This window comes from Pseudomonas sp. AC463 (genome assembly GCF_979253585.1).
Window position 1 is genome coordinate 1 of sequence record NZ_CEEDDZ010000002.1, and the last position, 17,578, is coordinate 17,578.

The following is a 17,578-nucleotide window of genomic DNA, read 5'->3' on the forward strand; positions in this document are numbered from 1 at the left end:
ACCACACGGGCCAAGATTTCGTCGTCGGTTTTATTTGGGCTGTTGTGAGGTCGCCGGGACAGTTCGGATAAGGACTTCAAGTCGCCGTTGTGCCGGGCAATCCACTTGTCGACGGTAGGCCGGCTAACGTTAAAGCGGCGTGCCAACTGGATTTTGGTGTAGTTACCAGAAAGCCAGTCGGCGACCAGCTTGATTCTTTGATTCATGGGGGACTCTTGGTTCCAGGGCATGATCAGTTACCTCCTGATCATGCGTATTAACCTGTAAACCATGTCCCCGGTTAGAAATGTAAACGATGTCCCCGGTTTGTACCGGGGCAAGCCCCCTCCCACATTTGTTCTTTATTTGTTCTGTAGGGCCTGTTCCAGAGCGTTTTGCTGGGGAAAATCCACGGTGATTAAAGTGTGACTAAATATTGTAGGACAGTCGTGTTTATGACTGTAGGGCCCTCTTTAGGCTCTAGGCGGCCCTTGGCAAAGCTGCTACTCTCGGCGCGCTTTGTGACGTCTCGGCCTGCTTGAAAGCGCCAGATTCACCTAAAAAAAACATACACCAATAATAATCGCATCAAATGCGATGATGAATTCGCGTCGCTGACGTCGCTGAGGAGTGGGCTTCCATGAACGAAGACTTTTGGAAGGATAAGTACCCCGCCGGGATTGCTGCACAAATCAATCCAGACGAGTATCCGAATATTCAGGCGGTATTGAAGCAATCCTGCCAGCGCTTCGCCAACAAGCCGGCTTTCAGCAACCTGGGCAAGACACTCACCTACGGTGAGCTGTACGAATTGTCCGGCGCCTTCGCCGCGTACCTGCAACAGCACACCGATTTGAAGCCTGGCGACCGCGTCGCCGTGCAACTGCCCAACGTCCTCCAGTACCCGGTTGCAGTGTTCGGCGCCATCCGTGCCGGCCTGATCGTGGTCAACACCAACCCGCTGTACACCGCGCGGGAAATGGAACACCAATTCAACGACTCCGGTGCCAAGGCCCTGGTCTGCCTGGCCAACATGGCCCACCTGGCGGAAAAGGTCGTGCCCAAGACCGCCGTCAAGCATGTGATCGTCACCGAGGTCGCCGACCTGTTGCCGCCGCTCAAGCGCCTGCTGATCAACAGCGTCATCAAGTACGTGAAGAAAATGGTCCCGGCCTATCACCTGCCCAAGGCCGTCAAATTCAACGATGTGCTTGCCAAGGGGCACGGGCAACCGGTCAACGACGTCAGCCCCGCCAGCAGCGATGTGGCCGTGCTGCAATACACCGGCGGCACCACCGGCGTGGCCAAGGGCGCGATGCTCACCCACCGCAACCTGGTCGCCAACATGCTGCAGTGCAAGGCGCTGATGGGCTCCAACCTCAACGAAGGCTGCGAGATCCTGATCACGCCGCTGCCGCTGTACCACATCTACGCGTTCACCTTTCACTGCATGGCGATGATGCTGATCGGCAACCACAACATCCTGATCAGCAACCCGCGTGACTTGCCGGCGATGGTCAAGGAACTGTCGAAGTGGAAGTTCAGCGGCTTTGTCGGCCTCAACACCTTGTTTGTTGCGCTGTGCAACAACGAAGCGTTCCGCAAGCTGGATTTTTCCGCGCTGAAAGTCACCCTGTCGGGCGGCATGGCCCTGCAACTGGCGGCCGCCGAACGCTGGAAGGCCGTGACCGGTTGCGGCATCTGCGAAGGTTACGGCATGACCGAAACCAGCCCGGTGGCCACGGTGAACCCGATCCAGCATATCCAGATCGGCACCATCGGCATTCCGGTGCCGTCCACCGTGTGCAAGGTCATCGCCGACGACGGCACCGAGCTGGCGCTGGGTGAAACCGGCGAGCTGTGCGTCAAGGGCCCGCAGGTGATGAAGGGCTACTGGCAGCGCCAGGACGCCACCGACGAGATGCTCGACAGCGAAGGCTGGCTGAAGACCGGCGACATCGCGATCATCCAGCCGGACGGCTACATGCGCATTGTCGACCGCAAGAAGGACATGATCCTGGTCTCCGGCTTCAACGTGTACCCCAACGAGCTGGAAGACGTGCTGGCGGGCCTGCCGGGCGTGCTGCAATGCGCGGCCATCGGCGTACCGGACGAAAAATCCGGCGAGATCATCAAGCTGTTCATCGTGGTCAAGCCGGGCGCGACCCTCACCAAGGAACAGGTGATGGAGCATATGCGTGCCAACGTCACCGCCTACAAGGTGCCCAAGGCCGTGGAATTCCGCGATGCGTTGCCGACGACTAACGTGGGCAAGATTTTGCGCCGTGAGTTGCGCGACGAAGAACTGAAGAAACTCGGCCTCAAAAAATAACGCAATCCAATGTGGGAGCGGGCAAGCCCCCTCCCACATTTTTTCGACCGTGTTTTTACAGGGCGAATTGCGCGAAGTTGATGCCAGCCCCGGTAGGGCGCACATCCTTCAAGAACGAATCCTTATCCGCGCTCAGCTCCAGGGTAATCTCCGGCTTGCGTTTGCCTGCGTTGCGCACCACCAACCCTTCAATGTGCTCACGCAGGAACACCGTCGGCACCTTCAGGTGCAGCAGTTGGTCGGTGTCGGCGTTGTGCATCAGCAAGTGAATCCACTCGTACTGGCCCACGCCAATGCGCACCACCGGCAGGTCGAACCACCAGATGTTGCGTTTGCGGTCCAGGTCGGTGAAGTGGCAGTTGTTGACGCCGAGTACGGCACCGCCCAGTTCGGTGTTTCTGCGGGCGATGGCCTGTGCTTTATTGAGTTTCATAACCTTCCTACGGGATCTGTTATTCAGCGTTATAGCCTGAATGTGCCGGGCATTCTCGTGGGTTGGCTGCAAAACATAAAGCCAAACCTGCGGTTCGCGATGAAATGCGGGGGCAAAATAATTGAAACTCTGCCGAACGGCTCCGGGTCAATCTCTAGGTAATGACCAAAAACCTTTGATTGTTCTTTCGGAGAAATACCATGAGCAGCACATCAGACAAGGCAAAAGGCGTCGCCAACGAAGCAGTCGGTAACATCAAGCAAGGCGTCGGCAAAGTGACCGGCAACGACAAGCTGCGCGCTGAAGGTGTGATCCAGGAAAAGAAAGGCGAAGTACAGAAAGCGGTCGGCGATACCAAAGATGCGGTAAAGAAAGCCACCAAGTAACACGGCTATCGCGCAGCCTGACGGCCATCCACGGATGGCCGTTTTTGTATGAGTTGTTGCAACTAAACTTTCGAAATTGTTTCAAAGTCGCCAAATGGGCTACTTTGATGTAGAAAACGGCCCCTGAGTCGCCCACGAACTCAACCTTTTTGCGGCGAAAGGAGACGCTATGATTTTTCCGGTTCTCGATGGCCTCAAGCTCCATAAGGTGCTGGTGCGCACCGTCAAGGAATTCGTCGACGACGAGATGCCCACCTACGCCTCGGCACTGGCCTACCAGATGCTGTTTTCCTTGTTTCCCTTCCTGCTGTTCCTTATCGCCCTGATCGGTTTCCTGCACCTGCCGGACTTTTTCACCTGGCTGCGCCTGCAGTCGGAGCTGGTACTGCCGCCCCAGGCGCTGGAGCAGGTCAACCCGGTGATCGACCAGTTGCAGCAGTCCAAGGGTGGTTTGCTCTCGGTGGGTATCGTGATCGCGCTGTGGACCGCTTCGGCCGGCGTGCGCCTGATGATGAGCGCCATGAACGCCGCCTATGACGTGGTCGAAGGCCGGCCGATCTGGAAGCGTTTCCCGCTGTCGATCCTCTACACCGTCGGCATCGCCGGCATGCTGCTGGCCGCTGCCGCGCTGATGGTACTCGGCCCGCAGGTGATGGAGTGGCTGGCCGGGCAGATCGGCATGCAGGAATTCGTGGTCACCCTGTGGACCATCCTGCGCTGGCCGTTGATCGTGATTCTGCTGATGTTCGCCGTGGCCCTCATGTACTACGTGATGCCGGACGTGGAGCAGAAATTCCGCTTTATCACCCCGGGCTCGGTGCTGGCGGTGGTGGTGTGGATCGTGGCGTCCCTGGGGTTTGGCTATTACGTCAAAACCTTCGCCGACTACAACGCCATGTATGGCAGTATCGGTGCGATCATCGTCCTGCTCCTGTACTTCTATATTTCCGCCGCCGTGCTGTTGCTGGGCGCAGAAATGAATGCGGTGATCGAACACATGTCCGCCGAGGGCAAAGACCCCGGTGAGAAGGAGTTCGACGAGCCGGGCCACATTGATGAAAAACAGCACGTCTCAGGCCTCGGCCGGGACCATTCCAAGCCCACTACCGACGAAGTCTGATCGATGATCCGTGAAATCCTGAAAATGGGCGACGAGCGCCTGCTGCGCATCGCGCCCCCGGTTCCGCCGGAAATGTTCGACAGCCCCGAGCTGTGGCAATTGATCGATGACATGTTCCAGACCATGGAACACGTGGGCGGCGTCGGCCTGGCCGCGCCGCAGATTGGCGTGGACCTGCAACTGGTGATCTTCGGTTTCGAGGCCAGCGAACGCTACCCGGACGCGCCACCGGTGCCACAGACCATCCTGATCAACCCGCTGATTACGCCACTGAGCCCGGTGCTCGAAGAGGGCTACGAAGGTTGCCTCTCCGTGCCTGGATTGCGCGGTGCAGTGGATCGTTACCAGCAGATTCGTTACGAGGGTTTCGACCCCAAGGGCGAGCCGATCGTACGGGTTGCCGACGGTTTCCATGCGCGGGTGGTGCAGCATGAATGTGACCATTTGATCGGGCGGTTGTACCCGTCACGGATTACCGACTTCACCAAGTTTGGGTTTATCGAAGTGATGTTTCCCGACATGGATCCGAACGCTGACGAATAACCAAATGTGGGAGGGGGCAAGTCGAATCGTCGCACCGCCCCTCCCACATTTGGTTGCATTTCAACTCTGGGTTATTTGGTGGGTTTGACGAACCGCAATGTCATCCGATCCGACTCGCCAATCGCCACATACCTGGCCTTGTCCTGATCCCCCAGCTTCAAACTCGGCGGCAGCGTCCACACCCCACCCGGGTAATCCTTGGTGTCCTTCGGATTGGCATTCACCTCACTCTCCCCAGCCAGCTTGAACCCGGCATCGGTCGCCAGCTTCACCACCTGCGCGGTAGTCAGGTAGCCGCTGTCCTTGATCGCTTCCAGGTCTGCGCCAGCCTTGGCGCGGTGATCTTCCACGCCCAGCACGCCGCCCGGCTTGAGTACCTTGTAGAACGCACTGAACGTTGCATCGGCGGTATCGGCCGCGACCCAGTTATGCACATTGCGAAAGGTAAATACCGCATCCGCCGAGGCCGGTTTGCCGAATACCGGTGCCTTGGGGTCGAACTCGACCACTTGGGCCTTGGCATAACGCGCGGGGTCGGCGGCGAATTTGCTTTTCAGGTTTTCTTCGGAGGTGCGCGCATAGGCGCTGCTGCTCGCAGCCTGCACGGCGGCGATGTAATGCCCGTGGTCCTTGAGCAACGGTGCCAGCAGTTCGCTGTACCAGCCGCCGCCCGGGGTGATTTCGATCACCGTCTGCTTGGCGCCCAGGCCAAAAAATTCCAGGGTCTGCTGTGGGTGGCGATAGCCGTCGCGCGCGCTGTTGGCCGGGTCGCGCCAGGTGCCGGCAAGCACGCTGGCGTACTGCTTGGCGCTGATCGGCGCGTCGGCGGCCTGGCTGAGTGTGGGAAGGAGGAGGGCGGTGAGGGACAGAGCTGCAAGCGTGGTTTTCATGATCATCCTGTAAGGGGCCACTTTGCTGCCGAGGCTAGCATGGGCCCTGTACCCGCCGATCACACATTATCCGAGGTTGGCCTAACCAAAGGTTCTAAGCCCATCGCGATCATCGGCTTGTTACGCTTGTAGCGCACCAGGCGTTCGCTGAGGGATTGCGGCAACAGGGTGTCCTGGCTGAACCCCATGCGCTGGTATAAACCTTCGAGGTCTGGATGGCACAGCAGCCAGACCGTGCCCTCAGCATCGGCCACCGCAGCATCAATCAGCCGCGCCGCCAGCCCCTGGCCGCGATAGGCCGGGTCGACAAACACCCCGGTCAACCATTGCCCGCCCACCACCGGCGTCAGGCACAACCCGGCGACAATCTCACCGTCGCGCGCCACCCATAGGCTCCCATCCTTGAACGCCTTCATCGGCGAATTATGGTGGCGGTAAAACTTGTTCAGCAGCGGCCATAGCGGCTCTGCCAGCAGTTCGATCTGAAGGTCGGGCATGGTCTCAGGGCAACATAATCAAGGGCCGGGGATTATAAGCGCCTTCTGCGCGGCAATAGGTGGTATACCCACTGCTACATCCCCTTCAGTTGAGCACGCATCATGGCCAAAGGTATGGATTCAAAGAAAGCCGCGAAGAAGAAACCGGCAAAGACCGCCGATGAAAAACGCGCCGAGAAGAAAACCAAAAAGTCCGAGGCAGGCCTGTTCGGTCACTGAGTTACAAGCCTGGAGCCAAACGATCTGCAAGATTTTTGCGCGCCGTTGCACAGAGCAGGAAACACCTGCTCTGAGCGACTGATGGCCAACTACCTGGATGACACCCAACCCCAAGCCCGGGCGCAACGCCAAGGTATTGGGTCCAGAGCTGTTCGATCACCCGCTGGCGCAACGCGCGGCCGATGCCCGCGGTAGCTTGCGCAACGGCTTGAGCAAACCCTGGTGCCCGCCGCAGGCGGTTTCTGCGCCAATCCCTGCAGCCCTGCACCGCCGCCAGCGCATGGTAAATGCTGGCTGACTAGTGGCCTTGCATAGCGCCTAGCCCTGTCTATGCTCACTCAGAACCGTTGATGACGCTTGGCATTTAAAGCGATTCGGATGGTTATTTCCCCAAAAAGGTTTGCCAGCAGTATCCAACAACGGAATGGAATGCGCCTTCCAGGCGCCGGGAATCAAGGGTGATCTGACCATGTTCAACCTCCACCACAAATCCGACTTGCTTGAAATCCAGCGTTTCTCCTGTGCCCTCACCGAATCCAACGCCAAACTCGCCGCCATCAGCCGCTCCATGGCAATGATCGAGTTCGACCGCGATGGCGTGATCCTCAATGCCAATGACAACTTCTGCAACGCCATGGGTTATACGCTCGAGGATATTTGCGGCAAACATCACCGCATCTTCTGCGACGAGGCCTACACCCATACCGACGCCTACGCCAAGCTCTGGCGCGACCTGGCACGGGGCGAAGCCCTGAGTGGCACCTTTATGCGCTTGAACAAACACGGCCAGGAAGTCTGGCTGGAAGCCAGCTACATGCCGGTGCTGGACAGCGACAACCACGTGCAGAGCGTGATCAAAGTGGCGTCGGACATTTCCGCACGGGTCCACCATGAACACGAAAACCAGAGCCTGATCGACGCCATCAGCCGTTCCATGGCGGTGATCGAGTTCACCCCGCAGGGCCAGATCCTCAACGCCAACGAAAACTTCCTCAAGACCGTCGGCTATTCCCTGGATGAAATCGTCGGCCAGCATCACAGCCTGTTTTGCCACCGCAGCGAGGTGGAATCGCCGGCCTACAAGGCTTTCTGGGCCTCGCTCAACCGCGGCGAATACCACTCGCACCGCTTTGAGCGCAAAAACAAATACGGCAAGACGCTGTTTCTGGAGGCGTCCTACAATCCGATCTTCGACGCCAGTGGGCGCCTGTACAAAGTGGTGAAATTCGCCAGCGACATCACCGACCAGGTCAGCACCCTGCGCACCGCTGCCGACTCGGCCCACGCCACCTCGGTACAAAACGACGCCTGCGCGCGCAAAGGCTCGGAGGTGGTGCAGCAAACCGTGCAGATCATCGAGGAAATTTCCCACGACTTGAACGCGGCGGCGGTGAGTATCGACGCGGTGAGCAAGCAGTCGGACATCATCGGCGCCATCGTGCAGACCATCCGCAGCATTGCCGAACAGACCAATATGCTCGCGCTCAACGCGGCGATTGAAGCCGCGCGGGCCGGCGAGCATGGGCGCGGCTTTGCGGTGGTCGCCGACGAAGTGCGCAGCCTCGCCGCGCGCACCAGCCAGGCGACGGTGGAAATTGTGGAGGTGGTGCGCAAGAACCACGACCTGTCGCTGAGCGCAGTGTCGAGCATGCAGTCGAGCTTGAGCCGCACGGGCCTGGGGGTGGAGTTGGCGAACGAGGCGGGGCAGGTGATCCTGGAGATTCAGGAAGGGTCCAGGCATGTGGTGGATGCGATCAGTCAGTTCAATTCGACGTTGCAGCTGCAGTAGCCGATCTAAACAACACCGAAAATCCCCTGTGAAAGAAGGAGCCAATGTGGGAGGGGGCTTGCCCCCGATGGCAGTGGGGCAGTTACAAATTTATCAACTGACACACCCTCATCGGGGGCAAGCCCCCTCCCACATTTGGTCCGCAGCGTTTATCAGATCGCAGCCAGGGTCTCTTTCACCGACTGCGCCGGATCAGTCGCATTCGCCGCTACCTGCTGCTCTTGTTGCTGCTTGATGCGATCCGCCACTTGCCTGGAAATGGCGTCCTGTTTTTCCTGCGACATGTTCTGCACATCCGCCTCGGTCAAACCCTGTTCCTTGAGCAACTGCTCGCGGATGCGTTCGGCCGGGGATTTGCTCATGTAGTCGGTGAATTCCGAGCGCGCGCCGGACGTGGACGTGGTGGCCGGCACCGAATCGGTCGACGGGGTGGTTGCCGCCGTCGAGGCCTGCAACTGCACGCGGGTCTTGGCGAAGGCTTCGTCGATGCGATCGGCGGCCTTGTCGAGGTTCTTCTGCGCGGCCGGCACGGTCACGCTTTGCGCCGCCGCCTGCAGGGCGCCGCTGTACAACGCGCTGGCGGCAGCGTTGGCGGGGTCCATGTCGGGCCGCTTGATCTGTTCAACGGTCGACACGGCTTGGACGTTATTGTTAACCAGCATGATCGGTCACCTGTGAAAATGTACGGTGCCACAGCTGGAGCAATTAACGTGCCGGGTGCCAGACCCCCGGTTTTATTGGGGATTGCCTGGCCGGCGCGGCAAACATTGTCGCGCCGGCGGCCAGGCATTGCCGTCAGTGGGCGATGTTTTCCAGCGCCAGGTTGCGGGTACGCGGCCCGAACCAACTGATGGTGATCATCACGATCAACATGCTGCTTGCAATAAACGCCAGCACGCCCGGGGTGCCCAGGTGTTCGAGGATAAAACCGATCAGCAGGCTGCTGAACACCGTGGACAAGCGACTGAACGAATAACAGAAACCCACCGCCCGCGCGCGAATATTGGTCGGGAACAGTTCGCTCTGGTACGAGTGATAACTGAAGCTCAGCCAGGCGTTGCAGAAGGTGATCATCACGCCGCAGATCACCAGGCCCACCGCCGTGGTTTGCAGGGCGAACAGGCTGCCGAAAATCACCGCGCCCATTGCCGAGCCGACGATCTGCCACTTGTTCTCAAAACGGTTGGCCACCTTCACGAACAGCAACGGCCCCAGCGGGTAGGCGAGGGTGATGATAAACGCGTAGAGCAAGCTGTGCGTCACGCTCACGCCCTGGCCGGAGAGCAGCGCCGGCAACCAGTTGCCAAAGCCGAAGAAGCCGATGGCCTGGAACACATGGAACACAATCAGCATCAATGCCCGGCGCCGGTACGGCGGTTGCCAGATATCGGCAAAGCGCCCGCTGCCCTGCACGCTGACGGCTTGCGGTTCCGGCTCATCCAGTGGCTTGCCGTGGTCTTTCTGGCAGCGCGCTTCGAGGCTGTCCATGATCTGCCCGGCTTCGTCAAAGCGGCCTTTTTGCGCGAGCCAGCGCGGGGATTCCGGCAGGCGTTTACGCAATTGCCAGATAAACAGCGCAAACACCGCGCTGCTGAGCACCACCCAGCGCCAGCCGGAAACCCCGAATGGCGCCTGGGGCACCAGCCACCATGACATCAGCGCCACGGCCGGCACCGACAGGAACTGGATAAAAAACGCAAAGGCAAACGCCGAACTGCGCATGCGCTTGGGTACCAGTTCCGACAGGTAGGCGTCGATGGTCACCAGCTCGATCCCCAGGCCAATGCCCACCAGAAAGCGCATGCAGATGATGCCCATCGCCGAGGTCTGAATGCCCATCAGCACCGTGGCGACGGTGTACCAGATCAGCGCAAAGGTGAAGATCGCGCGGCGCCCGAAGCGATCGGCAATCGGGCTGAGCAAGCTGGCGCCGAGGAACAGGCCAAGGAAGGTGGCTGAAGCAAACGCCGCCTGGTCGGAGAAGCCGAACACGCCGTCTTTGCCGGTGTGGAAGATTCCGTCGCTGATCAGGCCGGGGCTGATATAGGCGGTCTGGAACAGGTCATACAGCTCGAAAAAACCACCGATCGACAGCAACGCCACCAGCCGCCAGACAGTGGCGACGGCGGGCAGGCGGTCGATGCGCGCGCTGATGTGGGCGGCACGGATCGGGTCGATACCGTCCGTGGCAGAGAGTGCAGGCATGGCGAGAAAACTCAGTAAGTGATGGGGATTTCGAATTCCTGGAACGCATCATCCACGGGATGGTAACCCAACACCCGCGTGGTTTCGCTCAAGTCCAGGCGCTTGAAGCGGTTATTGGAAATGCCATGGGCGATCAGGTGTTTCACGCCCTCGGCCTCCACCGAGCGTTGCAGCAACTGTACGGCGTCGCGTGGGCTGAGCCAGGCGCTGAGGTCGCGGGCGTTGTTGAGTTCGTGGGTTTCGGGGAACTCGAAGGCGCCGATGCGCAGGGCAATGGTCGACAGCGGGGTTTTCGCCGCGTAGTAGCCACACAGCGCCTCGCCGTAGCATTTGCTTACGCCATACAGGTTGGCGGGCATTACCGGCATGCCGGGGGTGATCTGGCGATCCACCGGGTAGCCTTCGATGGTTTGCGCGCTGCTGGCGAACACCAGGCGCTTTACCCCGGCAGCCACGGCGGCTTCGAACAGGTAGGTGGTGGCGAGGATATTGTTCGGCAGCAATTCGTCGAACGCGGCGCTGGCGTGGGGGATGCCCGACAGGTGCACGATCACATCGACGCCGTCGAGCAGGGCCGCGAGGCTGGTTTTATCGCTGAGGTCGGCGTGCACGAAGCGGTGTTCGCCCAGGTCGAAATCCGGCGCAACGCGGTCGGTGAGGGTGAAGCGGTAGCGGTCTTGCGAGGCCTGGAAAAACGTCTTGCCGATTCTGCCGCAGGCGCCGGTAAGCAGTACGTGGAGTCCTTTCACGGTGAAGTCCTTGTTTAGTTATGGCCGTCGAGGGCGAAGGTCTTGAAACCCTGGCGTTGGCCGAGGCGTTGGTAATACGCGGCAATGGCGGGGTAGGGCGGATGCGCCATGGGGGTCATCTGCCAGCGGTGTACCGAGAGGCCGATAAGGATGTCGGCGAGGGTGAATTCATCTCCGGTCACATAGGCGCCGGTTTTTGCCAGCTGCTGTTCGAGCAGGCCCATCTTGTCGTTCCAGGCCTGTACGCCGGCTGCAAGGCGTTGCGGGTCCTGGTGATCCGGGCTGTTGCGCACCAGCGCCTGGAAGGCATAACCCCAGGACGGATTGAGTTCGGTGGCTTGCCAGTCCATCCACTGCTCCACCCGCGCCCGCGGTGCAGGTTCGGCGGGCAGCAGGTCGGTGCGTTGGTAGAGGCCGACGAGGTAGCGGCAGATGGTGTTGGATTCCCATAACACGCCGTGGTCGTCGATCAATACCGGGATCTGGGCGTTGGGGTTCAGCGCAAGAAATTCAGGGGATTGCGTGGGGGTGTAGCCGATACCCCAGTCTTCGCGGGTGTAGTCGATGCCCAGCTCCTGGCATGTCCACAGTACTTTTCGCACGTTGATGGAGGACGTGCGACCCAAGATTTTCAGTGAGTGTCCCATGGTGCTTCCCTGGCAGGTGAGAGCAGCCAATCTAGCAGGTGCTGGCAACACGATGAAACCCATTACGCAGCAGGCGGTTCGTCTGGCACACCTGCGGTCCGCTCCCCATGGCTGATCATCCAGCGAATCATGCTGGCCAAGGGAATTCGATGGTGCTGCACCGAGCACCAGGCGCTGTCTTTATCGCCGTACAACTCCACGTAACGGCTGAGGGTGACGTGGCGGCCATCCTGCTCCACCGACAGTTCGATTTCCCGACAATGCAGCAGCGCCGGGCTGGCCATCCGCGTTCTTCGGTGCAGCACCAGCGCCTGGTTTCTATTCACCATCTGGCTCACCTTTGACGCAAGCCCGGCCTGCCTTCCCTTCCAGGACGAAATCAGCCCGTCGCTGGGCGGTGGTGTCGCGCAGTGCCAGGTAGTAATCCGGCTGTTGGCGCAGTTGCTCGGTAAACGGCAAGGCTTCGGCGCGGCCATCGATGACGCCGCCTACGGTACTGACCGTGCCCAGGGTCTGGACGGTATCGCTGTTGCTGCCCAGGGGGCTGATTGCAAAGCTCAGGACTTTGCCGGTGGCATCGCGCAGGTTGCCCGTGCCCAGCAACGGCAATTCGACGATAGGTCCGTTGGCGATATTCCACACGCCAAAGGTCTGGCCGAAATCCGCCTTGTGCCGCTCGATGCCCATCTTGCCGGACACATCGATCAAGCCGACGATACCCACAGTGGTGTTGATCACGAAGCGGCCGAAGGTGGTGACGGAGCGCTCACCGTTGCCCTGCAGCAGGTCATTGATAAACACCTTGGGTTCGCCGAAGTTGGCGACAAAGTTGTGCACGCCCGTCTGAAAGAACTCAGGCAAATGCCGGTAACCGCGTGCGACCGGTGCCAGGGCGTAATCGTCCACCGTGCGATTGAAGGCGAAGATGCCGCGATTGACCGGTTCTGCCGGGTCATGAACCGTATCGCCGAGCCGGTCACAGGGTGTCGGCGCGCTAGCGCAGCCACTGGCGATTACAACAACAAAACCGGCAAGGGTGGAGCGTACAACGGGCGTAGCGCGTTTGAGGGTTAGCATGCTGGGTCATCTCGGCAAGGATTGGTGGCGATCCTGCCTGGGTTTTTTTGCCTGGAGATTTCCGCTTTATTGCGTGCTCGTCGCTTTATTACCGAGTTGAAATATATGACGCCGCGCCAGGAATGATTTTAGATACGCACTTGCGAATCCATTGCGCCAGCGAGCCCACCGTGAGCCATCTATTACTGGTCGATGACGATATTGAAGTCCTCGCCCTGCTGCAGAAGTTCCTCGAACAGCACGGCTACAGCGTGGCCGTCGCCACCGACGGTCCGTCGCTGTGGCGAGCGCTGGAGCGGCGGTTGCCGGACCTGATCATCCTCGACGTCATGCTTCCCGGTGACAGCGGCCTGGTGCTTTGCCAGCAGCTGCGTGCCAGGCACAGCATCGCCGTGATCATGCTCACGGCCATGGGTGAACTGAGCGACCGGGTGGTGGGCCTGGAGCTGGGGGCCGATGATTACCTGACCAAACCGTTCGATGCACGGGAGTTATTGGCCCGGGTACGCGCGGTGCTCAGGCGTACCGCAGACACTGTCGCGCCTGCGCCGGACGCATCACGCACCCTCCTTGAGTTCGCAGGCTGGCAGCTGGACATCACGCGGCGCGAATTACGCTCGCCGGAAAAAGTCATGATTCCCCTGTCGACGGGGGAGTTCGAGTTGTTGCTGGTATTTGCCGAACACCCGCGCCGCATCCTGACCCGCCAACAATTGCTCGATCTGGCCCGGGGTGAGTCGTATGACGCCTTTGATCGCAGCATCGATGTGCAAGTCAGCCGACTGCGCCGCAAGCTCGAAGCCGACATTCACGCTGAGCCGATGATTCGGACCATCCGCAACGGGGGGTATCTGTTCAGCCCCAGCGTGGTGAAACGATGAATCTGTTAGCCAGGCTGCGCGCCCGCTACCATCGCCCCCACGACACCGTAGCCCGCTGGATCGCCCTGACCACCATGGCGGCGATGTTGACGTCACTGGGGCTCTACAGCGTTTTCAGCCTGGTGTCCGGTGTCTGGGCCAGACCGCCCATTCTTGAAACCGGCTTGATGGAAAGGGTCGCGAGCATCACTCGGATTATCAACGCAGCACCTGTTGATCAGCGGCCCACGCTCACCGGCGCGGCCACCGACAAGGTCTTCAACGTTCAGTGGTTGCCTCGCCATGCAGATGCACATTTACCCGTCATCAACGACCCGGGTTTCAACGATGGCCAGCAATTGCTGCGCGATTTGCTGGAAATGCCTGCCGCCGCCATCGAAGCTTACGAGCCTGCCGATTGGGGCGCCGAACAGGTCGAGAGGCCCTATACGTTGGTGATTCAATTGGCGGATGGGTCTTGGGTGCAGTTCTCGGTGCCTACCCGCAAATGGGGGCTGGACCCGTTCAAACGCAATCTGCTGGTGATCGTGCTGGCACTGTTGTCGACGGTCGTTGTGGCATTGATCGCGACCCGCCATCTGGCGACGCCGCTTGAACGCTTTGCCCAGGGCGCGCGGCGGTTTGGCAAGGATTTTCGTGCACCGCCCATTCCGGTGGTGGGCCCTCACGAAATCCGCCAGGCGATCCTGGCCTTCAATGCCATGCAGGCGCAGATCCAGCACTTTCTGAATGACCGCACGCAAATGCTTGCTGCGATCTCCCACGACTTGCGCGCACCGCTGACCCGCATGCGGCTGCGCGGTGAATTCGTTGAGGATGCGCAGCAGCAGAGCCGATTGTTCCGCGATGTTGATGAAATGCAGGCCATGGTCAACAGCGCGCTGGAGTTCTTCCGGGATGACGCCAGGCTTGAACCGGCCACTGCATTCGATCTTGCAGAGCTGCTGCTGACGGTGGTCGATGACTGCAAGGATGCAGGCATCGAGGTGACCTACGAAGGCCCCGCCAGGCTGGTGTATGGCGGCCGCCCTATCGGCCTTAAACGGGCGTTCAGCAATCTGGTGGATAACGCCATCAAATACGGCGGCGAAGCGGGTGTTCGCCTGAAAGCCGACGGTGATTACGTCCAGGTCCAGGTCGTTGACCGCGGGCCGGGCATTGCTGGCGAGTATCAGGAGCAGGTGTTTGCGCCGTTCTTCCGTATCGAGGGTTCACGCAATAAAAACACCGGCGGCGTGGGTTTGGGCCTACCCAGTGCTCGGGCGACGGTGTTGGAGCACGGCGGCTCGCTGACGTTACACAACCGCGCCACTGGCGGGCTGAAGGTGCAGGTGGTGTTGCCGTTGAATTGAGCTGATCCGGCGTCCCATCGAACAGACAGCACACCGGACCTTGTGGAGTTCCGTCAGCAGCGCGGGGTGTGCTGGTCCATGGCCTTGCCCACCAGCAACACGCTCAGCTCACTCAATTGATGAATGGCCAGGGCCACATCGCGGTGTTTGCCGGTGAGGTCGTCGGACAGGTCGAGCAGCAGGGTGCTGACGGAACATACAGTTTCGTAGCTGTTGATCAGCAGGGTTTCGGTGGCGACATCGGGGATGATGGTGAAGAGGGTGGTTGGCGGCGTATCTGTTGCTTTGATCATTGGAGCATCCTGGATTGGGCTGCTGCCTCTTCGCTACTAAACGAGGGGTGGCAACTGTACGCAGGTTAGTAGACCGGTGGACACTCAAAGCCGGCGCACCCGAAGGTGCCCTACGCACAGCCGCCATAATGACTGAAAAGGCTTGCGCACCAGGAGTGACCAAAAGTCAGGCTACTAAACCCGATCACCGAGAAATTCAGCGACCGGCAAACCTTAGAGAACCCCGCCCAGACGCACAAGCCGGCGGATTCTGACGTAAGCGTAGGCAATCGGGCAAGGCGCTTACCGCAATGTCAGTCGTGTCCTACAGGCGTCCTACATCACCCCAATTCTTCCCAGTGAGCACAGTAAAATGTGGGAGGGGGCAAGCCCCTCCCACAGTTTGATTGTGTTTGACCGTCAAGGGCTCAGGTGCTTTCGCGTACCTGCAATTCAAACCCCATATCCACCACCGGCTTGGCGATCTTGTTGCCCGCCATGATCGTCAACAGATGCTCGGCCGCACGCCGGCCAATCGCTTCACGCGGCGTACTGATACTGCTCAGTCGCGGCACCATGAACGACGAGGCCGGCAAGTCGTTGAAGCCCAGCACAGCCACGCGCTCGGGCACTTTGATGCCGTGGCGCATGGCCTCCAGCAGCGCGCCCTGGGCCAGGTCGTCGTTGCCGAAGAAGATCGCATCCACATCCGGGTGAGCGGCCAGCAGTTGCAGAAACAGTTCGCCGCCCAAACCAACGGAGGACGGGCGCGGCGTCAGCAGTTCCAGCGCCGGGTCGTACCGGCCGGCTTGTTGCAGGGCGCGGCGGAAACCTTCGCCACGCAGCAAGGTGCGCTGGTCCAGCTGAGCGCCGATATAGGCCAGGCGTGTGTAGCCACGGGACAGCAGATGCGCCGCCGCCGTTTCACCCGCCGCCAGTTGCGAGAAACCCACGCAGTTCACGCCAGCATTGGGGTCCAGGTCCATCATGTAGACGCAGGGCACATTGCTGGCCTCGACCATCCGTCGGGCGCTTTCGGTTCGATCAAACCCGGTCAGCAGCAAGCCCCGTGGCTGGTAGGCCATGTAGTTGCGCAGCAGGTTTTCTTCTTCGTCGCGGGAATAGTGGAAGTTGCCGATCAGCACTTCAAAGCCCTTGGGCCGCAGTACCTGGTGGATGGCTTCGAGGGTTTCGATAAACAGCAAGTTGGACAGCGACGGCACCAGCACCACCACCGAATGGCTCTGGGCCGAGGCCAGGGCGCGGGCGGCGGGGTTGACTACATAGTTGAGTTCGGCGGCGGCCTGTTGCACTTTTTCCACCAGCTCGGTGGCCACGGTGCTGATGCCCCGCAATGCGCGGGAGGCGGTAATCGGGCTGACGCCGGCCAGGCGGGCTACTTCATTCAAGGTCGGGCGACCGGTGGTGCGTAATTTTTTATCGTTCTTGGAGGTCATCAGGCGGCTTGCCAAACAAAAATCGAGGCACTAAGGTAGCGCTGTCTCCAAAGGGCTGCAAATTATTGAACTTAGGGTTGCCTGATCCGGTTCAACTGCTTGGAGCGGATGCACGCGTCACTCCATAAAAAAAGACAAGACGGCGCGGGAAAAGCCTGTTTTTGCACTAGCCTTACAGCGTGCAAAGGTAGCGCTATCTGCGTCCTGAGGTGTTTCATGAGTCAACCTGTTACCGCCCTGGTCATCATGGGTGTTTCCGGCTGTGGCAAGTCCAGCGTCAGCGAGGCCCTGTGCCGCCTGAACGGCGCCACCGCCATTGAAGGCGACAGCTTTCACCCTGCCGCCAATATCGAAAAGATGAGCGCCGGCCACCCCCTCAACGACGACGACCGCGCCGGCTGGCTCGACATCCTCTGCGATGAGCTGCGCCGCTCGCTGAAAGCGGGCGAGCATCCGGTGCTCACCTGTTCGGCCCTGAAGAAAAAATACCGCGACCACCTGCGCGAAGCCGCGCCGGGCCTGGGTTTTGTCTTCCTGGAGCTGACCCGTGCCGTGGCCGCCGACCGCGTGTCCCATCGCCCCGGCCATTTCATGCCGGCAAGCCTGATCGACAGCCAGTTCGCCACCCTTGAATCGCCCAAGGGCGAGCCGCTGACCCTGGCTCTCAACGCCAGCGAAGACAGCGTCGAGGACCTGGCCGAGCAGACCAACGCCTGGTGGCTGCAGCACGGCTTTGAACGAACCGAATAA

Annotated in this window: 20 protein-coding genes and 2 pseudogenes; 10 read left to right on the forward strand and 12 right to left on the reverse strand. The window is 60.1% G+C overall.

The window, feature by feature from the left end:
- The coding region (locus AC0IYH_RS02090) for a helix-turn-helix domain-containing protein (protein WP_471832853.1) at window positions 1-230 on the reverse strand (230 nt) is incomplete at its 3' end.
- Between the two features lie 389 nt (window positions 231-619).
- On the opposite strand from AC0IYH_RS02090, the gene fadD1 reads away from it, so the two are divergent.
- Window positions 620-2,311, forward strand: a complete 1,692-nt coding sequence (gene fadD1 / locus AC0IYH_RS02095; protein ID WP_471832854.1) for a long-chain-fatty-acid--CoA ligase FadD1 — start codon at window positions 620-622, stop codon at window positions 2,309-2,311.
- 55 nt (window positions 2,312-2,366) lie between these two features.
- On the opposite strand, the gene AC0IYH_RS02100 is transcribed toward fadD1, so the two are convergent.
- Window positions 2,367-2,744: a hypothetical protein gene (locus AC0IYH_RS02100; RefSeq protein WP_116628602.1), complete on the reverse strand. Its 378-nt coding sequence runs from the start codon at window positions 2,742-2,744 to the stop codon at window positions 2,367-2,369.
- 200 nt (window positions 2,745-2,944) lie between these two features.
- Here AC0IYH_RS02100 and AC0IYH_RS02105 point away from each other — a divergent pair, with 200 nt between their 5' ends.
- From AC0IYH_RS02105 to def, 3 genes are all read left to right on the forward strand, one after another.
- A complete protein-coding gene (locus AC0IYH_RS02105) occupies window positions 2,945-3,130 on the forward strand; it encodes a CsbD family protein (RefSeq protein ID WP_116628601.1) in 186 nt (61 codons plus the stop codon).
- Window positions 3,131-3,299: 169 nt separating this feature from the next.
- Window positions 3,300-4,250: a YihY/virulence factor BrkB family protein gene (locus tag AC0IYH_RS02110; RefSeq protein ID WP_471832855.1), complete on the forward strand. Its 951-nt coding sequence runs from the start codon at window positions 3,300-3,302 to the stop codon at window positions 4,248-4,250.
- Window positions 4,251-4,253: 3 nt separating this feature from the next.
- Window positions 4,254-4,793: a peptide deformylase gene (gene def / locus AC0IYH_RS02115; RefSeq protein ID WP_116628599.1), complete on the forward strand. Its 540-nt coding sequence runs from the start codon at window positions 4,254-4,256 to the stop codon at window positions 4,791-4,793.
- A gap of 71 nt (window positions 4,794-4,864) precedes the next feature.
- On the opposite strand, the gene AC0IYH_RS02120 is transcribed toward def, so the two are convergent.
- The gene (locus AC0IYH_RS02120; protein WP_471832856.1) at window positions 4,865-5,683 is read right to left on the reverse strand and encodes a class I SAM-dependent methyltransferase; all 819 of its coding nucleotides are present in this window, start codon (window positions 5,681-5,683) and stop codon (window positions 4,865-4,867) included.
- Window positions 5,684-5,742: 59 nt separating this feature from the next.
- A complete protein-coding gene (locus AC0IYH_RS02125) occupies window positions 5,743-6,180 on the reverse strand; it encodes a GNAT family N-acetyltransferase (protein WP_471832857.1) in 438 nt (145 codons plus the stop codon).
- A 316-nt stretch (window positions 6,181-6,496) separates the two neighbouring features.
- On the opposite strand from AC0IYH_RS02125, the gene AC0IYH_RS02130 reads away from it, so the two are divergent.
- From AC0IYH_RS02130 to AC0IYH_RS02140, 3 genes and pseudogenes are all read left to right on the forward strand, one after another.
- Entirely contained in the window at window positions 6,497-6,697 is a 201-nt protein-coding gene (locus AC0IYH_RS02130) for a hypothetical protein (protein ID WP_116628596.1), read from the forward strand.
- A 171-nt stretch (window positions 6,698-6,868) separates the two neighbouring features.
- Window positions 6,869-7,639: pseudogene (locus AC0IYH_RS02135) on the forward strand (PAS domain-containing protein); the annotation flags it as partial.
- Between the two features lie 120 nt (window positions 7,640-7,759).
- Window positions 7,760-8,188 (forward strand): annotated as a pseudogene (locus AC0IYH_RS02140) (methyl-accepting chemotaxis protein); the annotation flags it as partial.
- A 152-nt stretch (window positions 8,189-8,340) separates the two neighbouring features.
- Here the strand turns inward: AC0IYH_RS02140 and AC0IYH_RS02145 are convergent.
- The 6 genes from AC0IYH_RS02145 to AC0IYH_RS02170 form a co-directional block, all read right to left on the reverse strand.
- Complete coding sequence (locus AC0IYH_RS02145) at window positions 8,341-8,850, reverse strand: hypothetical protein (protein ID WP_471832858.1); 510 nt, start codon at window positions 8,848-8,850, stop codon at window positions 8,341-8,343.
- Window positions 8,851-8,983: 133 nt separating this feature from the next.
- A complete protein-coding gene (locus AC0IYH_RS02150) occupies window positions 8,984-10,393 on the reverse strand; it encodes an MFS transporter (protein ID WP_471832859.1) in 1,410 nt (469 codons plus the stop codon).
- An 11-nt stretch (window positions 10,394-10,404) separates the two neighbouring features.
- Complete coding sequence (locus AC0IYH_RS02155; protein WP_471832860.1) at window positions 10,405-11,142, reverse strand: NAD-dependent epimerase/dehydratase family protein; 738 nt, start codon at window positions 11,140-11,142, stop codon at window positions 10,405-10,407.
- A gap of 14 nt (window positions 11,143-11,156) precedes the next feature.
- Window positions 11,157-11,789 carry a glutathione S-transferase family protein gene (locus AC0IYH_RS02160; RefSeq protein WP_471832861.1) on the reverse strand — a complete coding sequence of 211 codons (633 nt, stop codon included), beginning with the start codon at window positions 11,787-11,789 and terminating at the stop codon, window positions 11,157-11,159.
- 62 nt (window positions 11,790-11,851) lie between these two features.
- The gene (locus AC0IYH_RS02165; protein WP_116628591.1) at window positions 11,852-12,118 is read right to left on the reverse strand and encodes a hypothetical protein; all 267 of its coding nucleotides are present in this window, start codon (window positions 12,116-12,118) and stop codon (window positions 11,852-11,854) included.
- A complete protein-coding gene (locus tag AC0IYH_RS02170) occupies window positions 12,108-12,866 on the reverse strand; it encodes an MlaA family lipoprotein (protein ID WP_471832862.1) in 759 nt (252 codons plus the stop codon). The genes AC0IYH_RS02165 and AC0IYH_RS02170 overlap by 11 nt, the downstream gene beginning before the upstream one ends.
- A gap of 170 nt (window positions 12,867-13,036) precedes the next feature.
- Here AC0IYH_RS02170 and AC0IYH_RS02175 point away from each other — a divergent pair, with 170 nt between their 5' ends.
- Complete coding sequence (locus AC0IYH_RS02175; protein WP_471832863.1) at window positions 13,037-13,747, forward strand: response regulator; 711 nt, start codon at window positions 13,037-13,039, stop codon at window positions 13,745-13,747.
- Window positions 13,744-15,099 (forward strand): ATP-binding protein, encoded by a 1,356-nt coding sequence (locus AC0IYH_RS02180; protein WP_471832864.1) that lies wholly within the window; start codon window positions 13,744-13,746, stop codon window positions 15,097-15,099. The genes AC0IYH_RS02175 and AC0IYH_RS02180 overlap by 4 nt, the downstream gene beginning before the upstream one ends.
- Before the next feature lie 53 nt (window positions 15,100-15,152).
- On the opposite strand, the gene AC0IYH_RS02185 is transcribed toward AC0IYH_RS02180, so the two are convergent.
- A complete protein-coding gene (locus AC0IYH_RS02185; protein ID WP_471832865.1) occupies window positions 15,153-15,392 on the reverse strand; it encodes a DUF6124 family protein in 240 nt (79 codons plus the stop codon).
- A 407-nt stretch (window positions 15,393-15,799) separates the two neighbouring features.
- Window positions 15,800-16,831, reverse strand: a complete 1,032-nt coding sequence (gene gntR / locus AC0IYH_RS02190; RefSeq protein WP_163821343.1) for an HTH-type transcriptional regulator GntR — start codon at window positions 16,829-16,831, stop codon at window positions 15,800-15,802.
- A 213-nt stretch (window positions 16,832-17,044) separates the two neighbouring features.
- Between gntR and AC0IYH_RS02195 the strand changes: the two genes are divergently transcribed.
- Window positions 17,045-17,578: a gluconokinase gene (locus AC0IYH_RS02195; RefSeq protein ID WP_116628586.1), complete on the forward strand. Its 534-nt coding sequence runs from the start codon at window positions 17,045-17,047 to the stop codon at window positions 17,576-17,578.

What these genes read in the sequence shown, in the direction of transcription:
- fadD1 (WP_471832854.1), top strand. Translation starts at nt 620, where the DNA reads ATGAACGAAGACTTTTGGAAGGATAAGTACCCCGCCGGGATTGCTGCA.
- AC0IYH_RS02100 (WP_116628602.1), bottom strand. Translation starts at nt 2,744, where the DNA reads ATGAAACTCAATAAAGCACAGGCCATCGCCCGCAGAAACACCGAACTG.
- AC0IYH_RS02105 (WP_116628601.1), top strand. Translation starts at nt 2,945, where the DNA reads ATGAGCAGCACATCAGACAAGGCAAAAGGCGTCGCCAACGAAGCAGTC.
- AC0IYH_RS02110 (WP_471832855.1), top strand. Translation starts at nt 3,300, where the DNA reads ATGATTTTTCCGGTTCTCGATGGCCTCAAGCTCCATAAGGTGCTGGTG.
- def (WP_116628599.1), top strand. Translation starts at nt 4,254, where the DNA reads ATGATCCGTGAAATCCTGAAAATGGGCGACGAGCGCCTGCTGCGCATC.
- AC0IYH_RS02120 (WP_471832856.1), bottom strand. Translation starts at nt 5,683, where the DNA reads ATGAAAACCACGCTTGCAGCTCTGTCCCTCACCGCCCTCCTCCTTCCC.
- AC0IYH_RS02125 (WP_471832857.1), bottom strand. Translation starts at nt 6,180, where the DNA reads ATGCCCGACCTTCAGATCGAACTGCTGGCAGAGCCGCTATGGCCGCTG.
- AC0IYH_RS02130 (WP_116628596.1), top strand. Translation starts at nt 6,497, where the DNA reads ATGACACCCAACCCCAAGCCCGGGCGCAACGCCAAGGTATTGGGTCCA.
- AC0IYH_RS02145 (WP_471832858.1), bottom strand. Translation starts at nt 8,850, where the DNA reads ATGCTGGTTAACAATAACGTCCAAGCCGTGTCGACCGTTGAACAGATC.
- AC0IYH_RS02150 (WP_471832859.1), bottom strand. Translation starts at nt 10,393, where the DNA reads ATGCCTGCACTCTCTGCCACGGACGGTATCGACCCGATCCGTGCCGCC.
- AC0IYH_RS02160 (WP_471832861.1), bottom strand. Translation starts at nt 11,789, where the DNA reads ATGGGACACTCACTGAAAATCTTGGGTCGCACGTCCTCCATCAACGTG.
- AC0IYH_RS02165 (WP_116628591.1), bottom strand. Translation starts at nt 12,118, where the DNA reads ATGGTGAATAGAAACCAGGCGCTGGTGCTGCACCGAAGAACGCGGATG.
- AC0IYH_RS02170 (WP_471832862.1), bottom strand. Translation starts at nt 12,866, where the DNA reads ATGCTAACCCTCAAACGCGCTACGCCCGTTGTACGCTCCACCCTTGCC.
- AC0IYH_RS02180 (WP_471832864.1), top strand. Translation starts at nt 13,744, where the DNA reads ATGAATCTGTTAGCCAGGCTGCGCGCCCGCTACCATCGCCCCCACGAC.
- AC0IYH_RS02185 (WP_471832865.1), bottom strand. Translation starts at nt 15,392, where the DNA reads ATGATCAAAGCAACAGATACGCCGCCAACCACCCTCTTCACCATCATC.
- AC0IYH_RS02195 (WP_116628586.1), top strand. Translation starts at nt 17,045, where the DNA reads ATGAGTCAACCTGTTACCGCCCTGGTCATCATGGGTGTTTCCGGCTGT.